General features: G+C 69.2%; 12 protein-coding genes. All 12 read right to left on the bottom strand.

The genetic code is table 11. The features are described from left to right. Nucleotides 1–19: 19 nt before the first annotated feature. Nucleotides 20–1,045 carry a methyltransferase gene (locus SYV04_RS05590; protein WP_321544568.1) on the bottom strand — a complete coding sequence of 342 codons (1,026 nt, stop codon included), beginning with the start codon at nucleotides 1,043–1,045 and terminating at the stop codon, nucleotides 20–22. Between the two features lies 1 nt (nucleotide 1,046). Further along, entirely contained in the window at nucleotides 1,047–1,943 is an 897-nt protein-coding gene (locus tag SYV04_RS05585; protein ID WP_340371380.1) for an ABC transporter substrate-binding protein, read from the bottom strand. A 3-nt stretch (nucleotides 1,944–1,946) separates the two neighbouring features. Next, nucleotides 1,947–2,108 carry a hypothetical protein gene (locus tag SYV04_RS05580; protein ID WP_321544567.1) on the bottom strand — a complete coding sequence of 54 codons (162 nt, stop codon included), beginning with the start codon at nucleotides 2,106–2,108 and terminating at the stop codon, nucleotides 1,947–1,949. Continuing rightward, nucleotides 2,105–2,911 (bottom strand): ABC transporter permease, encoded by an 807-nt coding sequence (locus tag SYV04_RS05575; protein WP_321544566.1) that lies wholly within the window; start codon nucleotides 2,909–2,911, stop codon nucleotides 2,105–2,107. The genes SYV04_RS05580 and SYV04_RS05575 overlap by 4 nt, the downstream gene beginning before the upstream one ends. Further along, nucleotides 2,901–3,716 (bottom strand): ABC transporter ATP-binding protein, encoded by an 816-nt coding sequence (locus SYV04_RS05570; protein WP_321544565.1) that lies wholly within the window; start codon nucleotides 3,714–3,716, stop codon nucleotides 2,901–2,903. Before SYV04_RS05570 ends, SYV04_RS05575 begins: the two co-directional genes overlap by 11 nt. Next, nucleotides 3,713–4,576, bottom strand: a complete 864-nt coding sequence (locus SYV04_RS05565) for an ABC transporter permease (RefSeq protein WP_321544564.1) — start codon at nucleotides 4,574–4,576, stop codon at nucleotides 3,713–3,715. Before SYV04_RS05565 ends, SYV04_RS05570 begins: the two co-directional genes overlap by 4 nt. After that, nucleotides 4,573–6,144 (bottom strand): NAD(P)-binding domain-containing protein, encoded by a 1,572-nt coding sequence (locus SYV04_RS05560; protein WP_321544563.1) that lies wholly within the window; start codon nucleotides 6,142–6,144, stop codon nucleotides 4,573–4,575. Before SYV04_RS05560 ends, SYV04_RS05565 begins: the two co-directional genes overlap by 4 nt. 259 nt (nucleotides 6,145–6,403) lie before the next feature. Continuing rightward, the gene (locus SYV04_RS05555; protein WP_321544562.1) at nucleotides 6,404–7,540 is read right to left on the bottom strand and encodes an aminotransferase class V-fold PLP-dependent enzyme; all 1,137 of its coding nucleotides are present in this window, start codon (nucleotides 7,538–7,540) and stop codon (nucleotides 6,404–6,406) included. Nucleotides 7,541–7,544: 4 nt separating this feature from the next. Further along, nucleotides 7,545–8,900, bottom strand: a complete 1,356-nt coding sequence (locus tag SYV04_RS05550) for a tryptophan 2,3-dioxygenase family protein (protein ID WP_321544561.1) — start codon at nucleotides 8,898–8,900, stop codon at nucleotides 7,545–7,547. A gap of 128 nt (nucleotides 8,901–9,028) precedes the next feature. Continuing rightward, the gene (locus SYV04_RS05545) at nucleotides 9,029–9,427 is read right to left on the bottom strand and encodes a response regulator (protein WP_321544560.1); all 399 of its coding nucleotides are present in this window, start codon (nucleotides 9,425–9,427) and stop codon (nucleotides 9,029–9,031) included. After that, nucleotides 9,420–11,939 carry a response regulator gene (locus tag SYV04_RS05540; RefSeq protein ID WP_321544559.1) on the bottom strand — a complete coding sequence of 840 codons (2,520 nt, stop codon included), beginning with the start codon at nucleotides 11,937–11,939 and terminating at the stop codon, nucleotides 9,420–9,422. The genes SYV04_RS05545 and SYV04_RS05540 overlap by 8 nt, the downstream gene beginning before the upstream one ends. A gap of 1 nt (nucleotide 11,940) precedes the next feature. Then, nucleotides 11,941–13,104, bottom strand: coding sequence for an FIST signal transduction protein (locus tag SYV04_RS05535; protein WP_321544558.1), 1,164 nt, complete (start codon nucleotides 13,102–13,104; stop codon nucleotides 11,941–11,943). Nucleotides 13,105–13,111 lie beyond the last annotated feature (7 nt).

Here is a 13,111-nt window from a genome sequence, read left to right as displayed (position 1 = left end):
CTGCCTCGGTCCGCTATTCTCATGGCTTCTCGGCGACGATGAGCTCGAAGGGGCCGGGCAGCACCTCGGGAGGCTTGAAGCCCACCTCCCTGAGGGCGCCGCGGTAGGCCTCCACGTCGCACAGGCGGCTGACGCAGCTGTCGATTCCCACCAGGAAGTACGAGTAGAAGAATTGGGCCGCCATGCGCTCGGAGTTGCGGAACTCCTCGCAGATGAGGATTCGGCCCCCGGCGGGCAACGCCTCGTAGGCCTTCTTCATCAACATGCGCGCCGTCTCCCAGGGCCAGTCATGGAGCACGCGCACGAAGGCCATCGCGTCATAGCCCCGCGGCAGCGGCTCGCGCAGGAAGTCCCCGCCCACGAAGCCCAGCCGCTCGCCCAGTCCGTGCTTCTCCTGGGTGCGGACCACCAGCCCCTCCGTGGCCGGCAGGTTGTACACATCCACGGTAAGCTCGGGGTGCGCCGCCAGCAGCGCGGCCGCCATCGTCCCGTCTCCGCCGCCCACGTCCAGCAGCCGCTGCCCCGGCAGCCACAGCGCCGCGCCGTGCGAGCCGAACGCCTCGAGGATGGGGCCCAGCCCCGCCGCCATGCTGGCCTCGAAGCGCGCCACCTTCTCGGGCGTGTTCGGCGGCCAGTCGAACACCTCGGGGGGCACGTGGCGCTCTCCGCGCAGCACCTCCACCAGGTGCCCGTGGTTCTGGCGCCAGGGGAAGTTGGCGTCCCGGTCCCGCTCCAGCGAGGCAGGCCCCACCACCCGCTCGGCCGCCTCGTTCAGGCCGCGCACCCCCGTGTAGCGCGCATCCTCCAGCGCGTGCGTGGGCTGCTCGCGCTTCACCAGGCCCAGGCTCTCCAGGCAGTCGAGGAACTTGTAGAGGCGCTTGGGCATCAGCCCGAAGCGCTCGCTCAGCGCTCCGAGCGTCACCGGGCCCGCCTCCAGCGCCTGGAGCAGCCCCAGGCGCCAGGCCGTCTCCACCACGTCGATGGCCCGCGCGCCGTTGAACAGCAGGTGCAGCAGCGCGCGCGGCGAGGCGACCAGCTCACTCATGTCACTCCTCCTCTTGTCGCCAGGGGTGGTAGCGCCACGCGGTCTCCTCGCGGGCCCCCTCGGCGAAGCGAATGTCCACGTACTCCTCGAAGGCCATGGGCCGATCGAGCAGCTCGTGCTCGAGCATCAGGCTCTGGATCAGCTCGAAGTCCGGCTGGGTGGGCGTGAGCGGCGAGTACAGCACCCGATCCATGGGGTGGGTCAGCGCCCAGCGCAGCAGCGAGGGTGGCTGCCGGAAGTAGTAGCGGCCCACGAAGTCCGCCGCGTACTCGCGGTTCTCCCGCCCCTCGTCCAGCCACAGCCCCGAGCGCGCCACCCCGTCCACCAGCACCTGCACCGCCTGGGGCCGCGCGTCGATGACCTCCTGGCGCACCACCAGCACGCACGAGATGTAGTCCGGCCAGTACTCCTTGGCGTGGAAGAGCACCTCGCCCACGTCCGTCATCTCCGCCTGCGAGGGGAACGGCTCTCCCACGGAGAACGCGTCGATGGCGCCCGCCTCCAGCGCGCTGGTCATCTCCGGCGGCGGCATCTCCACCAACTTGATGGAGTCGGCCGGCAGCCCCACCGTGCGCAGCGCGCGAGAGAGGATGAGCCGCTCGTCCGAGAAGCGGCTGGGAATGGCCACGGTGCGGCCCTGCAAGTCCTTCACCTCGCGGATGGGTCCACCCTTGCGGACCACCACGGCGGAGCCGTACCGGTGTCCGAGATAGACGATCTTGATTGGGACGCCCTGCGACCGCAGGGCCATGGCCATCGGTGCAACGATGAACCCCGCCTGCATCCGATTCGACAGGAGGGCTTCCTTCAGCTCGGCGAAGCCCTGGAACAGCTTGGGAATGAAAATCGCCTGATCGAGCGAATTGCGGGAGATGTAATCGGTGACCGGGCAGGCCAGGTGTCACGTGACGGGGATGTAGGCCACGTTGAGCTTGCGCTCGGCCTCGGGCAGCTGCTCGTTGCGGTAGGCCGCCCAGTCGAAGTTGAGCCCCAGGTGCAGGGCGGTGATGGCGAGCATCCACCCGGCCACCGCCGCCAGCGACAGCTTCGTTGCACGCTTCATTTCGTCTCTCCCAGGAAAGCCCACTCGATGAACTTGAGGCGCTCGAGCTGGCGGATGGCGACGTCCAGCACCAGGCCCACCACGCCGATGAGCAGCATGGCGGCCACCACCAGCGAGTAGCGCTGGCCCGCGTTGCGCGCGTCGAACACGAGGTAGCCGAGCCCCGAGTCCACCGCGACCATCTCCGCGGCCATGCACACCTGCCACGAGGTCCACAGCGCCATGCGCAGGCCCGTCACCAGCTGCGGGGCGATGGCCGGCAGCAGCACGCGCCGGAACAGCCGCCGTCGCGACAGGCCGAAGTTGACCCCGACGTCCAAGAAGCGCCGGGGCACCTCGCCCACCGCGTGCATGACCTGCACCGAGAGCGCGAACACCGAGCCCGTCATCGTCACCACCACGGCGGACACGTTGCCGACGCCCACCGCGAGGATGGCCAGCGGGAACCAGGCCAGCGGGCTCACCGTGCGCAGCGCTTGCAGCGGCGGCTGCAGCAGCCGGGCCACCCCGGGCGACATGCCCATCACCAGCCCCAGCGGAATGGCCACCATGGCCGAGAGGCCGAAGGCCAGCAGCACCCGCCACAGGGAGTCGCGGGTATAGGCCCAGAGCTGGCCCTTCACCGCGAGGCTGCGCACCCCCTCCAGCACCGCCGCCGGCGAGGGGAAGACCTTCGAGCCGCTCCAGCGAACGCTCACCCACCACACCAGCACGAAGCCCGTCCACGCGGCCAGCGGCCACAGGAGCCAGCTCCAGCCGCTCTTGGCGGCGCGGGGCCGCGTGTCGAGCGCCTCAGATGGCATGGGCGATCCCGATCTCATCGAGGATGCTGTCGCGCAGGGCCAGGTAGCGCGGGTCGCTCAAGTCGCGGGGCCGGGGCAGGTGGATGTCGACGATGCGCTGCACGCGCGCGGGCCGCGCCCCCATCACCACCACGCGGTCCGAGAGCTGCACCGCCTCGTCGATGTCGTGGGTGACGCAGATGATCGTCTTGGGCTCCACCGACCAGATGCGCAGCAGCTCCTGGCGCATCTTCAGCCGGGTGATGGAGTCCAGCGCGCCGAAGGACTCATCCAGGAACAGCACGTCGGGCTGCACCGCCAGCGCCCGGGCGAACTCCAGCCGCTGCTTCATGCCGCCGGAGAGCTGGTGGGGGTAGCTGCGCTCGAAGCCCTGGAGGCCGACAATCTCCACGTAGTGCTCCACCCGCTCGCGGCGCTCGGCGCGGGGGAGCCGCTCCAGCCCGAAGCCGATGTTCTCCTCCACCGTGAGCCACGGAAAGACGCTGCTCTCCTGGAACACGAAGATGCGCCGCGGATCCGGGCCCTGGACCGGGGCGCCGTCGATGAGTACCTGGCCGTGGGTAGGGCGGATGAAGCCGCCCAGGATGTTGAGCAGCGTCGACTTGCCGCACCCCGAGGGGCCCACGATGCAGATGATCTCCCCGGCGCGCAGCTCCAGGTGTACATCGTTCAGCACCGTCATCGGCTGCCCGTCGCCCGGGAAGACCATCCGCACGCCCTCCACGCGAATCTTCGTGGGCCGTGGGCTGGCGGCCGGAGGGGGGACGACATGAAGGGGAGGAAGGGAGGATGGACGCGTGCTCATGCCGCTCTCCGGGACACACCCAGCCGCGCTGGCAGCATCCCTGTATCGGTGTCTGAATCCCCCCCCTTGCCGTAGGCGACGCCCCGGGCGAGGCGCGCCATGAGTCGATCGAGGGCCAGCCCCACGAGCGAGATGGTGACGATCGCCGCCATCACCACGTCGTAGCGGTCCCCCGCGTTGCGGGCATCCACCAGCAGGAAGCCCAGCCCCGAACTGACGCCGAGCATCTCCGCCATCACCACCACCACCCAGCCCACGTACAGGGCCTGTCGCATGCCGGAGACCAGATGCGGGGCGGCGGCGGGCAGGAGGATGTGGCGGACCAGGCGCGAGCCCGTCAGCCCGAAGTTGCGTCCGGCGCGCAGGTACACCGGCGGCAGCCTCCGCACGGCGTTGAGGCCGCTCACCGTGAGCGGACCGAAGCACGCCACGGCGATGAGGAAGCTGGCCGCCACGTCATCCACGCCGAACCAGAGGATGGCCAGCGGCGTCCACGCCAGCGAGCCGATGGGCCGCAGCACCTGCAGCAGCGGATCCATCGCGCGCTGCAGGCGGGGCAGCCACCCCATCAACATGCCGAAGGGCACGCCCACCAGCACGGCGACGAGGTAGCCCCAGCTCAGGCGGTAGAGCGAGGCGACGAGGTGGTTTGCAAGCTTGCCATCCGCCACCAGCGCCACCAGCGCGCGCCCTACCTCGAGAGTGTCGGGCAGCAACGTGCTGCCCGTGAGCCAGCGGTTGAGCTCCCAGGCTCCCGCGAGCATGCCCATGCCCAACAGCCCCAGGAGCACCGCGGGGGCTCGCCCCCACCGCGGTGCGCGCGAGGCCCCGGGAGGGCGCGCTGGCTCGAATGTGCTCATGCCGCGACGCTGCCGTGGCCCATGGCCTGCAACTGGGCATGGATGAAGGCGCGCAGCGGGGCGATGTGGAGCTTCTCGTCCTTCCACTCGCCGAAGAGGTTCTCCAGCAGGTGGTGCTCACCCACCTCCTGCCCGCCCGAGAAGGCGCGCACCACCGGGTGCAGGAACAGGCTCTCATGGGCCTGCTGCGTGGTGGGGTGACGCGGGTGGTGGAACGGATCCATCGCCTTGGCCTTGCCGAACTCCAGCGTGGCCACGAAGTAGGGGGCCGCGCCGGCCAGCCCGCTCTCGTGGATGAAGTCCACCGGGAGCTCCGCGTAGTGCGTGGCCGGCTCCTGCCGCTTGGAGCCCAGCACCAGCGCGCTGCCCATGAAGCCGAACTGCTGCCACAAGGCCGAGCTGCGGTTGAACGTCTCCAGCATCGCGCCCAGCAGGCCCTCGGTCGTCACCGGCACCGCCGTGGACGGCAGGGGCGTGCGCTCGTAGCGGTTCTGGAGCAGCCACGCCAGGGCCCGCGAGTTGTAGCGGAACCCGTGGATGAAGGCCGAGTTGGTGCGCTTGAAGTCGCGCATCTGCGTGGGCGCGCCGGCGAAGAACAGGTTCGGCACGTTGACCGACTCCCAGCTCGAGGTCTGCTCCGGGAAGCGATCGTTGATGACCAGGGCCGGGCGGCAGTCCGCGTCGAAGATGTCCGCGTCGAAGCGGAACCCCGTGCAGACGATGACACGGTCGTAGACGAGCTCCTCCTGCTCTCCGTCCGCGTGCGTGTACTGGAAATGCACGCCCAGCTTCCCATCCTCGGTGCGGCGGATGCGCTGGATGGTGGCGTCCAGCACCGCGTTCTGCGTCTTGAGCTGGTAGGTATCGAGGAAGTTGTTGTTCACCGCCCGCAGGTGGCCCGGGTAGTGCGTCTGCCACGCCAGCTTCAGCGGGCTGGGGCTCGCCACGTGGATGATGGCCGCCGTCTCCACGAGGTTCTCGGCCGTCTCGAAGGCCGAGTTCCCCTTGCCGATGATGAGCACCCGCTGGTTGTCGAAGTCCTCCGGCTTCACCGAGACGTCGACGTACGTGTCCGCCAGCTCGATGCCCTCGATGTGCGGCAGGTAGGGGCGCGAGTTGCCCGTGGCGGCCACCAGCACCTCACAGCTGTAGGTGTTGCCCTGCGTGTCCTGGAGCCGGAAGCCCGAGCGCTCGCGGGTGACCTGGCAGATCTCCGTGTTGCCCTGCACGCGCAGCGCGTAGTGCGTAGCGAAGTCGCGCAGGTACCGCACCATCGTGTCCGCGGGAGCGAAGTAGCGGCGCGTGTAGCTGCCGAACAGCAACCCGTGGTCATCCGTCAGCAGCGAGTTCCAGTCGAACCGCAGGTTGATCTCCGGATCCGTGTAGCCGGTCCGGGTCTTGTTGCTGGAGATCAACGTGCGGTGGCGAGGGAAGCGCGAATAGAACGCCCCGGCCTCCGCGCGATCGAGGATCAGATAGTCGCGCCCGTTGCGCGACAGGCAGTAACCCAGCTGGAGACCCGCGGGGCCTGCTCCAAGGATCAGGTACTTGCTGTGGATGTGGTTCATGGGTGGGGGAGCCCGACTCAATGGGTTGCTATCACCTTATCAGAGAACACGACGGATTGGGTAGTGCCCCATACCGAGTGGGTAGTACGGTGATAACAACCCAAGCACAATCAAACAGGTTGTTTCATCGGAGACAGAAGCGGGCGTTTCGCTCGGAGGACAGGGCTCTCCGGTGAATCAATGAAACACCCCGGCCTTGCGGGCAGGCGCCCGCCGGCTCTGGAGGTCTGTCAGGGATTGGCGTTACAGGTGTAACGGCTCAGGCGGCGCTTTGACGGGCCTCGGCCACCAGCGCGTCCATGAAGCCGTCCACTTCCGACAGCGTGTTGTAGAAGTGGGGTCCTACGCGCAGCCCGCCCCGGTAGCTGCAGATGAAGCCTCGGGAGACCAGGCGCTGGCTCACCTCGGCGTCACCCGGGAAGCGCATCACCACCACGCCGCCCCGGTGCGCCTCGTCGCGGGGGGTGACGACGGGCAGGCCCGCCTCATCCGCGCGGGCGATCAGCCGCTGGGTACACGCCAGCGAGTGGGCGCGAATGGTGGGCATGCCCACGCGGGAGACGAGCTCCAGCCCCGGGCGCGACAGCAGCACCGGGAGCGGCACGGGCGTGCCGGCCCGCATGCGCTGGGCATCCGGCGCGTAGGCCTTGGCGGGCAGGAAGGTGAAGGGCGTCTCTCCCGCGAGCCACCCCGTGGCGGCGGGCTCCAAGGAGGAGGTCAGCGAGGGCCGCACATAGAGGAAGCCGTACTCCGAGCCGCACAGCCACTTGTGTCCGCCGCCCAGCAGGAAGTCCACGTCCAGCGTGCCCACGTCCACCGGGTAGGCGCCCACCGTCTGGTAGGCGTCCACGGCGATGAGCGCTCCGGCCGCGTGCGCCGCCCGGGCCACCTTCGCCACGTCCAGCAGCGCGCCCGTCTGGAAGCTGGCGTGCGAGACGCTCACCAGCCGCGTGCGCTCGTCGATGGCGGCGCACAGCGCGTCCACGTCCACGCGCCCGTTCACCGAGGGCACCACCACGAGCTCGGCGCCGTAGCGCGCGAAGCCCTTCCAGAGGAAGGGCACCGTGGGGAACTCCATGTCCGTCGTCACCACCCGGCGGCGCTCGCCCCGGTAGTCGAAGCAGGTGCCCACCCGCCCCAGCAGCGTGGTGAGGTTGCTGTCCAGCGCCACCGAGCCCGCTGGAGCGCCGAGGAGGTTCGCCAGCCCGTCGGCGTGGGCCTGCATCGCTCCCAGCCAGTCGCCCCACACCTCGTCGCGCCAGGTGCTCATGGTCTCCCAGTAGCGGCGCAGCACGGCTTCCACGCCGCGCGGCATCGCCCCGGTGGCGCTGCTGTTGAGGTAGGTACACGTCTGAAGCAGCGGGAACTCCGCCCGCACCGCCGAGAGCAGGTCCATGGTATCAGTACCCGTGCGTTCCCGAGGCCGGCTTGCGGGGACCCTGCGGCTCCTGCGCCGTGCTCGAGGAGCTACTCGAGGAGCTGCTCGAGGACTCGGGCGTCGGAGCGGGCCGGCGCGAGGTGGGCGGCTCGGGACGAGACCACGGATCATCCGGAGGCCCGGAGGTGCGGGGCACCGGCGGCACATCCGGCAGAGGGCGGCGCGAGGTGGGCGGCTCGGGGCGGGACCACGGGTCGTCCGCGGCGGCCGACTCGGGCATGGCCGTCTGGGTGGGCGCTGGCGCGGGGGCCACCGCCGGCGGTGGGACCACGGGTACTGGAGGCACCACCGCCGCCTGCAGCACCGCCGCCGTCTGAGTCACGGGGGGCGGGGCGCTCGGAGCGTGGGCCACCGCGGCGGGAGGGGCATGGGGCGGCGGAGCGTGCGCGCCCGAGCCATAGCCGGACGGAGCATGCGAGCCCGAGCCGTAGCCCGAGGGCGCGTGCGAACCCGAGCCGTAACCCGACGCGCCATGAGAGCCCGAGCCGTAACCCGACGAACCGTGCGAGCCCGAGCCGTAACCCGACGCGCCGTGAGCGCCCGAGCCATAGCCCGAGGAGCCCTCGGCCTGCGGGGAGCCCGGCTGGCGGGCGGCGCCGATGGCGAAGCCACCCTCGCGCTTCCACTCCGCCGTCATCTCCGCGCGCACCTCCCACAGCTTGCGGAACAGCGGCAGCGTCATGCGGCCGGCGAGCACCTGCGTGGGCAGGCCGTCCAGCGCCTTGATGGAGCGGTCCACGCCGATGATGCGGCGGACCATCTGGTAGTGCGTGTAGAGCCAGTTCTGGAACAGCTCGTCGAAGTCGACCATCTGCTCGCACAGCCGCTTCAGGTCCTCCGAGCCCGAGCCGCCGATGCGGTACACATCCAGCAGCCGCACCTGACGCCGCGTGAGGATGCGCTCCAGCGCCGCCTCCATCCCGTCGCCCAGCAGGCGCACCATGTTGTAGCCCGGCGACTCCTGGCCGCTGCCGTTGCCCAGGCTGCGGCGGACGATCTGGAACGAGTCCGGCGTCATCGTCTCCAGGATGTTCAGCTCCGCCACCATGCAGCGCATGACGCGCAGCATGCGCTCCATGCGCGTGGTGGCGCCCCAGAGCAGGTCGCCGTCGATTTCGGCCACCAGCTCGATGCCCTCCATGGACACCTGCTTGAGCCACAGCTCCTGCGCCTGGTGGACGATTTGGAAGAGCAGCTCGTCGTGGTGAACGAGCTGCTCGCGCGGCGTCTGCAGGTTCAGCAGCGTCGGCGTCTTGAGATAAATCTCGTAGTCGAGCTGCCCAGTTCCTACCCACTTCTTGAGTAGGGCGTTGAACATGGGTGCTTCAAGCTGGCGGCGCAGCTTTTCAGCCTCACTGTAATCAGGGGTGCGCAAGGCCAAAGCCCTCCAGGGAGCACGAAAGATTCACGAGAGTTCAGAGAGTCAGGACAGCGAAAGGAAGCGGCTCAGACGGGCACGGGTGTAGAGCGAGGCCGGGGCCGGAAGGAAGCGATCTTCTGAGCGAGCTCGGCTCCCTGCACGCTCTTCGAGAGATAGCCATCGGCGCCGGAAGCGAGCGCCAGCGTGCGCAGTCGGACTTCGTCCGCGCCCGAGTAGAGGATGAACTTGGTGCCCTGAGGAGCCTGCGAGCGAGCCAGGGAGACGACCTTGTCTCCCTTGAGCGAAGGGAAGTTCACGTCAATGAGGACCACGTCCGGGGAGCTATCCCGGACGCGGTTGGAGACGCCCAAGGCCGAGGTGTGGGTCTCCACCTCGAAACCATGGGCGCTCAGCGAGCGCGCCACGAGCTCCAGGAGCTCGGGGTCGTCATCCACGACGAGCACTCGCATCTTCTCCTCAGGCATGAGTCTTCCCCAGGTGCTTGCGGATCATCTCCAGCAGCTGATCCCGATCGAGGGGCTTGGTGAGGTACGCGTCGCACCCGGCGGCCAGGGCCTTCTCCTGGTACTCGCGGCCGGCGTGAGCCGTGACGGCGATGACGGGCACCTTGGAGACGGCGGCCGACAGCGCGCGCAGCCTCCGGGTGGCCTCCCAGCCGTCCACGCGCGGCAGGGACAGGTCCATGAGGACCAGGTCCGGCGTGTCGCGCTGGGCGCGCTCCAGGCCGTGCTCGCCATCCTCCGCCTCGAGCACCTCGTAGAGGTTGCCCAGGTAGCGGCGGACGATGTCGCGGTTCTGCGGGTTGTCCTCCACGTAGAGGATGCGGGCCTGGCGCGTGGTGGTGGCCGCGCGCTGCTGCAGGAGCATCGTCTTGGCCTGGCCGATGACGTCCTCGATGGCGTGGCCGCCCTTGCGCACGAAGGCGATGAAGCCGTCGCGCAGGGTGGCCTGCTCCTCGGCGCTGAGCGTCTTTCCGGTGAGCACCACCACGGGCATGGTGAGGTTCTGGGCGCGCATGCGCCGCAGCACCTCGAAGCCGTCGAGGTTGGGCATCATCAGGTCCAGCACCACGAGCACCGGCGGGGAGATGCGCGCCTTGAGCAGCGCGTCCTCACCGCTGTGGGCCTCGGAGGTGGAGAAGCCCACGCGGCGCAGCGAGCGGCTGACGAGCTCGCGCGTGCTGGCGTCGTCGTCCACCACCAGCACCTCGCCCGGGGCCAGCGCGGCGGTGCCCAGCGTTCGGGTGACGACTTCCACCAGGCGGTCCGGCTCCACCGGCTTGACCAGGTACTCGCACGCGCCCAGGGAGTAGCCGCGCGCGCGCTGCTCCTCCACGGACACGAGGATGACGGGGATGCCCGACAGCGCCGGCTCGCTCTTGAGCTGGCTGAGCACGCTCCAGCCGTCGAGCCGGGGCAGGTGGATGTCCAGGATGATGGCCTGGGGCTTGGCCTCACGCGCGATGTTCAGCGCGCTCACGCCATCCTCCACGGCGACGACCTTGAAGCCCGCGGGCTCGAGCTGGCCCGCCACGAGCTGCTGCATGAGCGGGTCGTCGTCCACCACCATGACGGTGCTGCCGGCGGCCAGCGGCGCGAGCTTCGCGGCCACGTCCTCCACCGACACCGCGGAATCGGCCGGAGCCTCGCCCGGGGCCGCCGGAGGCGCCTCGGTCTCCAGCACGCCGGCGAGGCGCACCGTGAAGGTGGAGCCGCGACCCAGCACGCTGCTGACGGTGACGTCGCCGCCGAGCACCTTGGACAGCTCGCGCACGATGGCGAGGCCCAATCCCGTGCCGCCCACCTTGCGCGTGGTGGAGCCATCCACCTGGCGGAACTTCTCGAAGATGAAGGGCAGCTGATCGGCGGGCATGCCCACGCCGGTGTCCTCCACCGTGATGATCAGCTCGTTGCCCTCGGCCCGTGCCGACAGCGCCACCTCGCCCGAGTCGGTGAACTTGGCGGCGTTGGAGAGCAGGTTGAGCATCACCTGGCGCAGCTTCAGCGCGTCCGAGCGCAGGTAGCGCGCCCGCTCCTCGACGTTGATGGTGAGGTCGACGTCCTTGCCCTTGAGGTACTCGCGCACCGTGGCAAGGCACTCCTCGCCCAGCTCCTGCAGGTCCACGCGCTCCACCACGACTTCCACGCGGCCCGCTTCGATCTTCGACAGGTCGAGGATGTCGTTGATCAACGCCAGCAGCGTCTTGGCGTTGGTCTTCACCACGCTCAAGTCGCGGCGGCCGTGCGCGGTGAGGCGGTTGCCCTCCTCGCGCATCAGCAGGTCGCAGTAGCCGATGATGCCGTTGAGCGGCGTGCGGATTTCGTGGCTGAAGTTGGCCAGGAACTCGCTCTTGAGGCGGGCGGCGGCCTCGGCCTCTCGCGCGCGCTCCTCCTCGTTGCGCTTGGAGATGGCGAGATCCGTGGCGAGCCGATCCAGGTCCTCGTTCTGCTGACGGATGATCTCCATCTGCAGGGCGCGCTGCTGGTAGCTGGCCAGGGCGCGCGCGGACACCGAGCGCGTGCGCTTGAGCTCCTCGCTGGTGTCATCCAGCTTCTTCTTGGTGGCGGCGAACTCAGTGGCCTGCGCTCGTCGCGCGGAGAGCGTGCGCAGCACCAGGGGCAGCCGCTGCGGCAGCTGCTCCTCGCTGAGGTAGTCGCTGGCGCCGGCCTTGGTGGCCGCGGTGAGGATCTCCTCGCTCCACTTCTGCGAGAAGACGATGAACGGCGTAGCACCTCCCTTGTCCTTCCAGAGCGCCTGGAGCTGGGGAAGATCCGCCGCGTCGGCGCTGAGCACCGCCAGCTCATAGGGCTGTGCCAGCGCCTGGATGAGCGCGTCGGTGGTGGTGACGGTGGTCACCTCGGCGGTGGGCACGGCGCGGCGAAGCGCGTCCTGGACCTGCTGGGTCGCGCGTTCGCTGGCGTGGAGGAGGATGCGTGGGGTAGGGCTCTCGGGAAGCGCGGAGGGCAAGGTGCTCATCTCAGTTGGATCCGAACGCCAGCACGGTCAGGGTGGTGTTGATGTGGAACCCGGAGTAGATCTCGAATTGCACATTCATTCCAGCCGCCGTCGGCGCTGAGCGCAAGGTGTCCGCCAGCTCCTTCACCCTACCTGTGGAGTGTGCGTACCACATACGAGCACCGCAGTTGAACAGCAGGGCCGCCTGGGGGTTGGTCACTCGGCGGGGCAGCTCATCCTTGAAGAACGAGCGCGTCATCTCGCCCATGTCGCCCATCTTCATCAGCTCCAGCTCGGAGCCTTCTTCCAAGAGGTTGGCGAAGAGGATGGAGTTGTCCTCGAGCACCGGCTTCCAGGGGCAGCGCATGAAGTACTCGCGGCCCACGCGCAGGGCGGTGGGGCGCACCGCGAAGCCCTGCGGCTTGCCGAACTCCAGCTCGGTCGGCTCCACCCCGAGCAGCTCCGCGTAGCGCAGGGCCGCCGGCTTGCCGTCGAGCTCCAGCGCGCGGGTGTGCGTCTCATCCACCTTGGTGATCGTCATCCGGTCCCCGGTGGGCAGATACCAGTGCGTGCGCAGCGCGGCCCACGGGGCGTTGGTGCGGAAGAGCGCCACCAGCACCGCGTCGGTCACCACCTCGCCGTCGATGTGGATCAGCGCGCTCTGCTTGGACGGATCCTGGTTGTCGTCGCTGGCGCCGCCGCCGACGAGCACCAGCGTCTGGTTCTTCTCGAGGATGCCGAGGAGCAGCTCCTCCTTCTTGAAGCGGAAGCCGTCGTCGATGACGAGGCCCACGTACTTGCGCGGGTCGAGGTCCGGCTGACGCACGCCCAGCTCGTCGCAGGCCTTCTTGATGGCCATGCCGCCGGCGCCCACCGCGTTGGCCGACAGGCCGGTGCCGATGCCGAGGCCCACGTCGAAGTCACCGTAGATGGCGGCCAGCACCACGCTGCCGTAGTAGATGCCCTCGTTGTCCATCTCGCCGCCCGAGGTGGCGCCCACGAAGCGGCAGCCCTGAGGAAGCCGCTCGCGGATGGCACGGTTGAGCGCGTTGTGGTCCCGATTGCGCGAGGCGAACATCATCACCAGCTTGGGGGTGACACCCGCAAGCTGCTTCATGAGGTCCTCCGCGGCGGGGCCCGGCTCCTGCTGAGTGGTTCGAGCCGTCTGCATCTTCACATGTGCCATGGAGGAC

The sequence above is a fragment of the Hyalangium ruber genome, from assembly GCF_034259325.1.
Taxonomy (GTDB): domain Bacteria; phylum Myxococcota; class Myxococcia; order Myxococcales; family Myxococcaceae; genus Hyalangium_A; species Hyalangium_A rubrum.
The sequence above is the reverse complement of the archived record's forward strand: the minus strand, read 5'-3'. Positions and strand labels throughout refer to the sequence as shown.

Bases quoted from the DNA above. Each gene is read 5' to 3' on its own strand.
- SYV04_RS05590 (WP_321544568.1), bottom strand. From the start codon at position 1,045: ATGAGTGAGCTGGTCGCCTCGCCGCGCGCGCTGCTGCACCTGCTGTTC.
- SYV04_RS05580 (WP_321544567.1), bottom strand. From the start codon at position 2,108: ATGAAGCGTGCAACGAAGCTGTCGCTGGCGGCGGTGGCCGGGTGGATG.
- SYV04_RS05575 (WP_321544566.1), bottom strand. From the start codon at position 2,911: ATGCCATCTGAGGCGCTCGACACGCGGCCCCGCGCCGCCAAGAGCGGC.
- SYV04_RS05570 (WP_321544565.1), bottom strand. From the start codon at position 3,716: ATGAGCACGCGTCCATCCTCCCTTCCTCCCCTTCATGTCGTCCCCCCT.
- SYV04_RS05565 (WP_321544564.1), bottom strand. From the start codon at position 4,576: ATGAGCACATTCGAGCCAGCGCGCCCTCCCGGGGCCTCGCGCGCACCG.
- SYV04_RS05560 (WP_321544563.1), bottom strand. From the start codon at position 6,144: ATGAACCACATCCACAGCAAGTACCTGATCCTTGGAGCAGGCCCCGCG.
- SYV04_RS05555 (WP_321544562.1), bottom strand. From the start codon at position 7,540: ATGGACCTGCTCTCGGCGGTGCGGGCGGAGTTCCCGCTGCTTCAGACG.
- SYV04_RS05550 (WP_321544561.1), bottom strand. From the start codon at position 8,900: ATGTTCAACGCCCTACTCAAGAAGTGGGTAGGAACTGGGCAGCTCGAC.
- SYV04_RS05545 (WP_321544560.1), bottom strand. From the start codon at position 9,427: ATGCCTGAGGAGAAGATGCGAGTGCTCGTCGTGGATGACGACCCCGAG.
- SYV04_RS05540 (WP_321544559.1), bottom strand. From the start codon at position 11,939: ATGAGCACCTTGCCCTCCGCGCTTCCCGAGAGCCCTACCCCACGCATC.
- SYV04_RS05535 (WP_321544558.1), bottom strand. From the start codon at position 13,104: ATGGCACATGTGAAGATGCAGACGGCTCGAACCACTCAGCAGGAGCCG.